Source organism: Halomonas sp. SL1 (assembly GCF_003030865.2).
GTDB classification, from domain to species: Bacteria; Pseudomonadota; Gammaproteobacteria; order Pseudomonadales; family Halomonadaceae; genus Halomonas; species Halomonas halophila.
This window is the reverse complement of the sequence record NZ_PYUQ02000019.1, coordinates 26,104-35,539: the sequence shown is the minus strand read 5'-3', so window position 1 is coordinate 35,539 and position 9,436 is coordinate 26,104. Positions and strand designations below refer to the sequence as shown.

Annotated in this window: 10 protein-coding genes; 5 read left to right on the top strand and 5 right to left on the bottom strand. The window is 66.9% G+C overall.

All coding sequences use genetic code 11. The annotated features are described in order from the left end of the window. Together C9J49_RS12760 and C9J49_RS12755 are read left to right on the top strand one after the other, a co-directional pair. A partial coding sequence (locus tag C9J49_RS12760) for a metal ABC transporter solute-binding protein, Zn/Mn family (RefSeq protein ID WP_111382312.1) occupies positions 1-601 on the top strand: 601 nt, incomplete at its 5' end. A gap of 217 nt (positions 602-818) precedes the next feature. Continuing rightward, positions 819-1,289, top strand: coding sequence for a GFA family protein (locus C9J49_RS12755; RefSeq protein ID WP_046079609.1), 471 nt, complete (start codon positions 819-821; stop codon positions 1,287-1,289). A 95-nt stretch (positions 1,290-1,384) separates the two neighbouring features. Here C9J49_RS12755 and nhaD read toward each other — a convergent pair whose 3' ends face one another. Continuing rightward, positions 1,385-2,869, bottom strand: coding sequence for a sodium:proton antiporter NhaD (nhaD, locus tag C9J49_RS12750; protein ID WP_046079608.1), 1,485 nt, complete (start codon positions 2,867-2,869; stop codon positions 1,385-1,387). Between the two features lie 305 nt (positions 2,870-3,174). On the opposite strand from nhaD, the gene C9J49_RS12745 reads away from it, so the two are divergent. The 3 genes from C9J49_RS12745 (at position 3,175) to C9J49_RS12735 (ending at position 5,900) form a co-directional block, all read left to right on the top strand. After that, positions 3,175-4,137: a DUF1722 domain-containing protein gene (locus tag C9J49_RS12745; RefSeq protein ID WP_107182339.1), complete on the top strand. Its 963-nt coding sequence runs from the start codon at positions 3,175-3,177 to the stop codon at positions 4,135-4,137. After that, entirely contained in the window at positions 4,127-5,326 is a 1,200-nt protein-coding gene (locus tag C9J49_RS12740; protein ID WP_107182338.1) for a methyltransferase, read from the top strand. Before C9J49_RS12745 ends, C9J49_RS12740 begins: the two co-directional genes overlap by 11 nt. A 97-nt stretch (positions 5,327-5,423) precedes the next feature. Further along, positions 5,424-5,900, top strand: coding sequence for a GNAT family N-acetyltransferase (locus C9J49_RS12735; protein WP_035599963.1), 477 nt, complete (start codon positions 5,424-5,426; stop codon positions 5,898-5,900). A 78-nt stretch (positions 5,901-5,978) separates the two neighbouring features. Here C9J49_RS12735 and C9J49_RS12730 read toward each other — a convergent pair whose 3' ends face one another. From C9J49_RS12730 to C9J49_RS12715, 4 genes are all read right to left on the bottom strand, one after another. Continuing rightward, positions 5,979-6,443 carry an aminoacyl-tRNA deacylase gene (locus tag C9J49_RS12730; RefSeq protein ID WP_246124641.1) on the bottom strand — a complete coding sequence of 155 codons (465 nt, stop codon included), beginning with the start codon at positions 6,441-6,443 and terminating at the stop codon, positions 5,979-5,981. Between the two features lie 127 nt (positions 6,444-6,570). Beyond that, entirely contained in the window at positions 6,571-6,996 is a 426-nt protein-coding gene (locus C9J49_RS12725) for a secondary thiamine-phosphate synthase enzyme YjbQ (protein ID WP_375700493.1), read from the bottom strand. Positions 6,997-7,117: 121 nt separating this feature from the next. Then, positions 7,118-8,752 (bottom strand): methyl-accepting chemotaxis protein, encoded by a 1,635-nt coding sequence (locus tag C9J49_RS12720; RefSeq protein WP_107182335.1) that lies wholly within the window; start codon positions 8,750-8,752, stop codon positions 7,118-7,120. 235 nt (positions 8,753-8,987) lie between these two features. Continuing rightward, positions 8,988-9,419 (bottom strand): pseudoazurin, encoded by a 432-nt coding sequence (locus C9J49_RS12715; protein WP_107182334.1) that lies wholly within the window; start codon positions 9,417-9,419, stop codon positions 8,988-8,990. Positions 9,420-9,436 lie beyond the last annotated feature (17 nt).

Sequence of the window (9,436 nt, the reverse complement as noted above, 5' to 3'; positions counted from 1 at the left end):
CCACGACCACGACCACGACCACGACCACGACCACGACCACGATGAGGCCCATCATGAGGCCGGACATCATCACCATCACGAGGGGCTGGATCCCCATGCCTGGCTGGATCCCCGCAATGCCCAGGCGTGGTTGACGCTCATGGCCGATACCCTGGCCGAGGCGGACCCTGAACACGCCGAGACCTATCATGACAACGCCCGCGCGGCTCGGGCGAGCCTGGATGACCTGATCGACGACGTGCAGCGGCGCCTGGAGGAAGCCGGTGAGCCGCGATTCATCGTCTTTCATGATGCCTATCAGTACTTTGAACGCCGCTTCGGGGTGCCGGCGGCCGGGGCGATCTCGCTGGGAGATGCCTCCGACCCGAGCCCGGCCCGGATCCAGCGGGTGCAGGACCAGGTCTCGGCGCTCGATGTTCGGTGCGTGTTTACCGAGCCGCAGTTCAATGCCGACCTGGTGCAGAGTGTGTTCGGCGACATGCCCGTCGACACCGCGATGAGGATCGATCCCCTGGGCGTGGGCCACGAGCCCGGCCCCGGTCTCTATGCCGGGGTCATCGAGGATCTGGCCGATGGTCTGTCGCGGTGTGCGGCGCCCTGAACATCGTCTCCGGGCGGTGAGAAGCAGTATGGACCGTGGATGGTCGTCCTATCGATACCGCGAGGCATAGCAAGCGACACGGCGTCGGCTGACGTCGGGAACCCATCGGCCGGGCATGCCCGGTCGATGGCCGTTTCAGGCGTCATCTTCGATCAGGTGTCGACTAGTCTGGAGGGCAGGGTTGAATGCCAGAGTTGAATGCCAAAGGAGCGACACCATGCAACTCGAGGGTTCCTGTCACTGCGGGGCGATCCACTTCCGCGTGGAAGCGCCGCACCCCTATCCGTTCAATCGCTGCTACTGCTCGATCTGCCGCAAGACCGCGGGCGGCGGCGGCTATGCGATCAATCTCGGGGCCCTGGCCGAGACGCTCAAGGTCGAGGGCGCCGAGCACGAGACCATCTATCAGGCGGTGACCGATGGCCAGGCGAGCCCCGGCGAGCGTCACTTCTGCTCGCGATGCGGCAGCGCGCTGTGGGTGTTCGATCCGCGTTGGCCCGAGCTCGTCCATCCCTTCGCCTCGGCGATCGACTCCGAGCTGCCGGTGCCGCCCGAACGCGTTCATCTGATGCTGGGCAGCAAGGCCAGCTGGGTGGACGTCGAGGCCGGCCCCGACGATCGCTGCTTCGACGGCTATCCGGACGAGAGCCTGGCCGACTGGCACCGGCGACTGGGGCTGGAGGAATAAGCCTGGCGCGCTAGCCATCGACCGAAACGGCACGCGGCGGGCCGAGGCCCGCCGCGCGATGGGACGTCTCAGGCCCGAACGGGCCGAGGCGCTGTTCAGTGGAAGACGTTGAAGCTGTCGGCGTTGATCCACAGGTGCATCAGCACGCTGGCCACGTAGCCCAGGGCGATGACCGGCGCCCAGCGCATGTGGGCGGCGAAGGTGTAGATGCCGCGGGCCTGTCCCATCAGTGCCACGCCGGCGGCGGAGCCCACCGAGAGCAGGCTGCCGCCCACGCCGGCGGTCAGGGTGATCAGCAGCCAGTTGCCCATCGACATGTCCGGATCCATGGAGATCACCGCGAACATCACCGGGATGTTGTCGACCACCGCCGAGATCACGCCCAGCACCACGTTGGCCAGTGTCGGATCCCAGCCGGCATAGAGCGTTTCGGAGAGCAGGCCCAGGTAGCCCATGAAGCCGAGGCCGCCGACGCTCATCACCACGCCGTAGAAGAACAGCAGGGTATCCCATTCCGAGCGGGCGATTCGGGTAAAGACGTCGAACGGCACCACGCTGCCCAGCGCCTCGAGCTTGCGCCAGTCGCCGCGCTGGCTGTAGCGGGTGCGCTTGCGCTCCAGCGAGCGCGGCAGGCTGCGGCGCAGGTAGTAGCCGAAGAACTGCAGGAAGCCGAGACCGGTCATCATGCCCAGCGCCGGCGGCAGGTGCAGCACCGTGTGGCACAGCACCGAGATCACCACGGTCAGCAGGAACAGGCAGACGATGCGCCGCGCGCCGCGCTTGAGCCAGATGTGCTCCTCGAGGGCGCCGGGCTTCTTGTTCTGGATGAACAGGCTCATGATGATCGCCGGCACCAGGTAGTTGACCAGCGACGGCCCCAGCAGCTCGAAGAATTCCTGGAACTCGACCAGCTTGGCCTGCCAGACCATCAGCGTGGTGATGTCGCCGAAGGGGCTGAAGGCGCCGCCGGCGTTGGAGGCCACCACGATGTTGACGCAGCACAGGCTGATGAAGCGCTTGTCGCCCTCGGCCACCTTGAGCACCACCGCGCACATCAGCATGGCGGTGGTCAGGTTGTTGGCCACGGTAGAGATCCAGAAGGCCAGCAGGCCGGTGATCCAGTACAGGGCGCGATAGCTGAAGCCCTTCTCGACCATCCAGGCGCGCAGCTTGTCGAACACGCGGCGCTCCTCCATGGCGTTGACGTAGGTCATCGCCACCAGCAGGAACAGCAGCAGTTCGGTGTATTCCAGCAGGGTGGCCTTGAAGGCGTGCTCGGCCGCATCCGGCAGGCCTTCCTGGACGTAGACCCAGCCGATCAACGTCCAGATAAGGCCCGCCGCGACCAGCACGGGCTTCGACTTGCGCATGTGCAGCTTTTCCTCGGCCATGACCAGCGCATAGGCGAGGATGAACAGCGTGACGGCGACGAAGCCGCTCAGCGTATAGGTCAGATCCAGCTCACCGGCGCCGGCGGCCAGTACCTGAGGGCTGAACAGCAGCAGTGCCGCGAGCACGAGAAAACCTGGCCACCGGGCGTGTTGCCGGGGCCAGTATTGCGGTCGACATCTTGTCGGCATGGCGAATGCATCCTGGGATTGGAGGGGGAGGGGGAAAAAACGCGCGCAATTCTACTACAGGGGCCGTTTTATCACTATGCGTGGCCGACCCTCATAGCGTGCTAATGGTGTCGACTTTCGGCTAATGCGACGCGTCGCGCAACGGGGCGGCCCCACGGGTGGGCGACAGCCTGGCGCGCCAGGCTTAAGGAAGGCTTAACGGCGTGAGATTCAGGGCATCCCGGCCGCACTCGCGAGGCGAGGAGCGCGGCGTTATCCTGTGCGCATTCACCTTTGCATCCCCGCCAGGGCCAAGGAGGCTCGTCATGACGTCGCATCCGCAAGAGGGCATTCCGGTCGGTATCAGCGCCTGCCTGACCGGCCAGGAAGTGCGCTACAACGGTGGCCACAAGCGGTCCCGCTACTGCCTGCAGGTGCTCGCGGAGCGCTTCGCGTTCGAGCCTTTCTGCCCGGAGCTGGCCGCCGGCCTGGGCGTGCCCCGGGAACCGATTCGCCTGGTCGGCAAGGTCGGCGAGACGCCGCGGGTCAAGGGCACCGTCGATGCCTCGCTTGACGTCACCGAGCGTCTGGAGGAGGTCAGCGAGTCCTTCATCGAGGCGCATCGTCACCTGCGCGGCTTCGTGCTGATGAAGGGCTCGCCGACCTGCGGGCTCGAACGGGTCAAGGTCTATCACCCCAATGGCATGCCCAGCCACGCCGACTCCGGCGCCTTCGTGCGTGCCATGCGTCGCGACTATCCGGAGCTGCCGCTGGAGGAAGAGGCGCGGCTCAACGATCCGGTGCTGCGCGAGAACTTCATCACCCGGGTCTATGCCCTGGACGATTGGAAGCGCAACGTAGAGCCCGAGCCCAGCCGTCATGCCCTGATCCAGTTTCACAGCCGCCAGAAGTTTCTGCTGATGGCCCATCGGGTCGAGACCTATCGCGAGCTGGGGCGCTATCTGGGCGAGGCTCATGACGTGCCGGTGGAAGAGGCCGCGGTTCACTATCTGCGACGCTTCATGGCGGCGCTGTCTCAGCCTGCCACCCGCAAGTCCCATACCAATGCGCTGATGCACGTGATGGGCTATCTCAAGCGCGCGCTGGACGGCGACACCCGCCAGGATCTGCTGGCCGCGGTGGAGGAATATCGCCTCCAGCAGGTGCCGCTGGCAGTGCCCATGCGGCTGCTCAATCACTATATCCAGCGCCACGGTTCCGACTACATCCGCGCTCAGTCCTACCTGCAGCCGCATCCCTACGAGCTCGGCCTGCGCAATGCCATCTGAGCCGGCCCTCGAGGCACGCTTCCACGCGCTGACCGAGCGTCTGGCCGAATGGCAGGCGCTATGGCGGCCGCTGCCCTTCCAGCACCGTGGCGTGCCGTGGGGCGAGCGCGTGCCCGGGCTCGCCGAGGCGCTGCTGGCACTGTCCGACGACGAGGCCGAGCGCCTCCAGGCCAGGCCCTTCGACGCCTCGCCGCTGGCGGCATGGTTGCCGGTCGATGTGCTGGCCGAGGCGGTCGACCTGCCGGATCTGGTTTCTGGCGAAGAGGCGCTGCCGGCGAGCTGGGGTGAGGGCATCGGCGCGCGCAAGTGGCGTCAGATTCAGGCCTTCGCCGGCTGCGTGGCATCGGACGATGACGAGGCGCTGCTGGAATGGTGCGCCGGCAAGGGCCACCTGTCGCGGACCCTGGCCCGGCGCGATGGCCGTCCGGTCACCGGCCTGGAGTGGCAGGCGTCGCTGTGCGAAGCGGGGCAGGTCCTGGCCGAGCGCCAGGGTCAGCCGGTGACACTTTACCGCCAGGACGTGCTGGCCGAAGGCGCCGGCGACTGGCTGGCGCCGGGCCGGCGCGTGGCGGCGCTGCACGCCTGCGGCGACCTGCACGCCCGGCTGCTCGAGCTGGCCGTCGAGCGCGGCGCGGCGGTGACGCTGGCGCCCTGCTGCTATCACCGCACCGAGGCCGTCGACTACCGTGCGCTGTCGAATCGGGGCAGGGCACTGATGGCCGAGCACGGCTTGACGCTATCGCGTGAGGACCTGGCCATGGCGGTGCAGGAGACGGTCACGGCACCGCAGGGCGTGCGGCGTCATCGTCGGCGTGCCAACGCCTGGCGGTTGGGCTTCGACCGCCTGCAGCGTGAGGTGCGTGGCCGAGATGAATACCTTCCCGTGCCCAGTTGCGCCTATGGCAGGCTTCCCGGCGACTTCGCCGGCTTCTGCCGCTGGGCGGCCGAAAACAAGGGTGTCACACTGCCCAAGGAGGTAGACTGGGCCCCCTTCGAGACCGCCGGCTGGCGGCGCCAGGCCGAGGTGGAGCGTCTCGAACTGGTGCGCCATCTGTTTCGTCGGCCGCTCGAGGTCTGGTTGGTACTTGACCGAGCCTGGCGACTGGTCGAGGCCGGCTATCGGGTGCGCCTCGGTACCTTCTGCGAACGCGAACTGACGCCACGCAATCTGCTGCTCGAGACGCGCTGAGCCGTCGCGCCTCGGGCGTGTACAACGATAACGACATCGACCCGCCATGAAGAACATCGCGCCCGACAAGACAGACAAGACCGACAAGGAAGTGCTCATGTCCGATTCCCCCTGCCTGATCCGCCCGCTCCAGATGAGCGACAAGCCGGAATGGGCACGCCTGTGGCAGGACTACCTGGCCTTCTATGACACCGAGCTTCCCGAGGCCGTCTACGATCACACCTTCGAGCGGCTGCTGGCCGTCGGCGAGAGCGAGCCTGGGTGTTTCGTGGTGGACGTGCGAGAGGCCGACGGGCAGGAGACGCCGGCCCTCGCGGGGCTCGTCCACTACCTCTATCACGCGCACTGCTGGAAGCTGGGGCCGGTCTGCTACCTGCAGGACCTGTTCGTCGATCCCCGCTATCGCGGCAAGGGGCTGGGGCGCCGGCTGATCGAGCGCGTCCATGGCCAGGCCGGTGAGGACGGCGTCACGGACATCTACTGGATGACCCAGGAGTTCAACGAGCCGGCGCGCCGTCTCTACGACCGGGTCGGGGCACTGACACCCTTCATCAAGTACGTGCGCAGCGCCTGAGCGAGCACCGTTTCGAGCCCACATGAATCGGCCACGCCTCTTGGGGCGTGGCCGATTGTCGTGTCGCGTGACGGCGACTCAGTGGGGTCGACTGAAGGCGCCGTGCCGGCTGCCGGTCATCAGGCGCTCGAACTCGTTGCCGCTCATGTGCACCAGCGTCTCGTGGTCGCCGGCATCGAAGTAGATATCGGGCTGGTGGCGAAGCTGGTCATCGAGATAGACCTTCAGGCCATAGGCCTGGCCCACGGCGATGGTCGCGCCGGGGTCACAGTCGTCGAACTCGCGCTGGACCTCCTCCTCGGAAGCCAGTTCGAAGTGCTCATGGAACAGCTGTGAGAGTTTCTGCAGGTCCGCATCCCGGGTGCTGGGCACCACGGCGACGCGATATCCCTGGTCGCCGTGCAGCATGACGGCCTTGGCCATCTGGTGGCCGCCGACGTGGGACATCTCGGCGATGCGGCTGGTGGAAACCGCGTGTGGGTGAGTGACCTCCTCGTAGTCGATGTCGCAGGCGCGGAGGTACTCCCTGATCGTCATCGGCATGGCCATGACGGGCTCTCCTTCGGCCTCGCGGGCCGAACCATCGATTGCCGCGCCTCCCTGCCTGGCAGGCGTGTCTTCCTGACTTCAAGCATAGTCCGTCGCGTCTGGATCATCCCACGGAGGGCGGCTAACGGGTGCGGCCGTTGAGGGTGGCGATGATGCGCCGGCTTCCACCGTGGTCGCGGTGTTCGCCGAGATAGAGCCCCTGCCAGGCCCCCAGCGCCAGTCGACCGTCGCGTACCGCCAGGGTCAGCTGGGTGCCGAGCAGGCTGGCGGCGACGTGGGCGGGCATGTCGTCCGGCCCCTCGATGGTGTGCCTGAAATAGGGCAGATCGCCCGGTACCAGGTCGCGCAGGAAGGCGTCTAGGTCGTGGCGCACGTCCGGATCGGCGTTCTCGTTGAGGGTCAGCGAGGCCGAGGTGTGCAGCAGCTGCAGATGCAGCAGACCGACGTCGAGCTCGGCCAGCGCCGGCAGCTGACGGGCGATCTCGTCGGTGATCAGGTGAAAGCCTCGGGCGCGATGGGCAAGGCGGATCTCGTGCTGGTCCCAGATCATGGCGGTCTCCCCTTGGATGGCGAAAGGGCGGTCAGCATAGGCGAGACGCCTCCGCCATGATACCCGGGGAGAGCGCCGGTCACCGCCGTGAGGCTGGCGGCGGTGACCGGCGTGGCCGTCAGGCGTTCTCGGGAACGCGGAAGCCGACCACGGCCTGGTAGAGCCCGTTGGCCTGCCCCTCGAGGGAGCCGGCGGCCCCTGCCGCCTGCTGCACCAGGGCGGCGTTCTGCTGAGTGACCTGATCCATCTGGGTCACCGCCTGGTTGACCTGCTCGATGCCCGCCGACTGTTCCTGAGAGGCGGCGGAGATCTCGGCCATCAGGTCGTTGACGCGCTGTGCGCTGGTGCGGATCTCGCCCATCGCGCGGTCGGCCTGGTCGACCAGTTCGGCGCCGTCGTTGACGTGGCCCACCGAGCCTTCGATCAGCGTCTTGATCTCGCTGGCCGCCTCGGCGCTGCGGCTGGCGAGATTGCGCACCTCGCTGGCCACCACCGCGAAACCGCGGCCCTGTTCGCCGGCACGGGCGGCCTCCACGGAGGCGTTGAGGGCCAGCAGGTTGGTCTGGAAGGCGATGTCGTCGATCATCGAGATGATGTCGGCCACCTTGCGCGAGCTGTCGCGGATCTCGCCCATGGTGGTGACCACGCGGCCGATCACGTCCTGACCCTTTTCCACCGAGCTGGTGGTCTCGTCCGAGAGGGTATTGGCCTGGGTGGCGTTGTCGGCGTTCTGGCGCACGGTGGCGGTCAGCTCCTCCATGCTGGAGGCGGTTTCCGCCAGCGAGGCGGCCTGCTGCTCGGTGCGCGATGACAGGTCGTTGTTGCCGCTGGCGATCTCGCTGGCGCCCTGGTCGATGGCTTCCCCGGCCTGGCGGATGCGGGTGATCGTGGCGGCGAGCTCGAGTCGCATGCGCTCGATGGCATACATCAGACTGTGGCGGTCGTCATCGCGCAGGGGAGTGGCGTGCGTCAGGTCGCCCTCGGCGATGCGCTCCACGACGCGCTCGGCCTCGCTCGGCTCGCCGCCCAGGGTGCGATACACGCTGCGGATGACCACCAGGAAGGCGGCGGTCAGGAAGCCGCCGGCAATCAGCAGCACCAGGGCATACTGGCCCAGCTTGCCGAGGAAGGCCGCCTGGATGTCGTGGGTATAGACGCCGGCGGCGATGTTCCAGCCCCAGGGCGCGAAGCGCTCGACGTAGCTCAGCTTGGGAAACAGCGTATCGCTGCTGGCGTCGCGTGAGGCGTAGGGCAGGTAGCCGCCGCCGTCGCGGGCGAGAGCCGCCAGCTCGCGGTACACCCCGACCCCGTTGGGGTCCTCGTAGGACGACATGTTCGTACCCGGATCACGGCGAGGGTGATAGATCAGGCGCGAATCCGCGTCGAAGACGAAGACGTAGTTGTCCCGGGCGTCGCCGAAGCGGATCGCATCCAGCGCTGCGTAGGCCCGTGTCTTCGCCTCATCCTCGCTCAGCTCGCCGGTCTCGACCCGTGTCGCGTAGCCTTCGAGCAGGGTATCCACCATGCCGATGGTGTTGGAAAGGGAATGCTGGCGTTCCTCGAACATCGTGGTCCGGCTCTGCCAGGCCATGCTGATCACGATGCCGATCATCACCAGCCACATCAGTCCCAGCGTCAGCCACAGCTTGCGCTTGAGGGGCCATGGCCGGTGTGCCTGGGAGGTGCGGGCGCCCTGCGATACGGCGGGGGCCTGGCTCGCGTCGAGGCGAGCGCTTGTGGTCAGACTCGTCATGGAGCTTTCTTATCCTGCGATAATCATTGATAGGAAGAGGGGCGGTTATTGGACGTGTTATGACCAGGCATTATCGGCCTCGGCCCGCCGGGCTTTAGCGCGGCCAGAGGTTTGCCCCGTCGATCCTGGGTATGACGGGGAGGGAGGAGAGGGAAATAGAGGGAAGGGGAAGAGAGGAGGGTAAAGCCGCGACAGCGCGCATACGCCGTCGCGGGGAAGGCCCGGCACCTGGCGGTCAGATGTCCGTAACGCGTTGTGAGAGGATGTCGAGGAAGCGCTGTCGCGCGGTGGCCGGGAGTGCCTCGGGCAGATCGGCCTCGGTCGCCGGTCGGTCGCCGACCTGGATCAACATGACCATGCCCATGGTGTAGTGCGGCGAGCACTTGATCCCCCAGATGCCTTCGGCCTCCAGTGTGACCTCGATGGCTTCGTCGATATTGCCGATGAAGGCCTGGCCGCCTTCGGGCACCATGCCGTCGATGGTCGCCGCGTTGTGCCCCGGGGCGGCGTCGACGAACGTCACAGTGTCGCCGGGTTGCACGTGCAGGTAGCCGGGCTCGAAGGGCATCGGCCCGGTGGCGTTGCGGTTCAGCATCTTCACGGTGTGCGTCTCGGCCATCGCGGAGAAGGGCAGCAGGCTCAGCAGCAGGATCAGGCGTTTCAGCATGGTATTGCTCGATATCG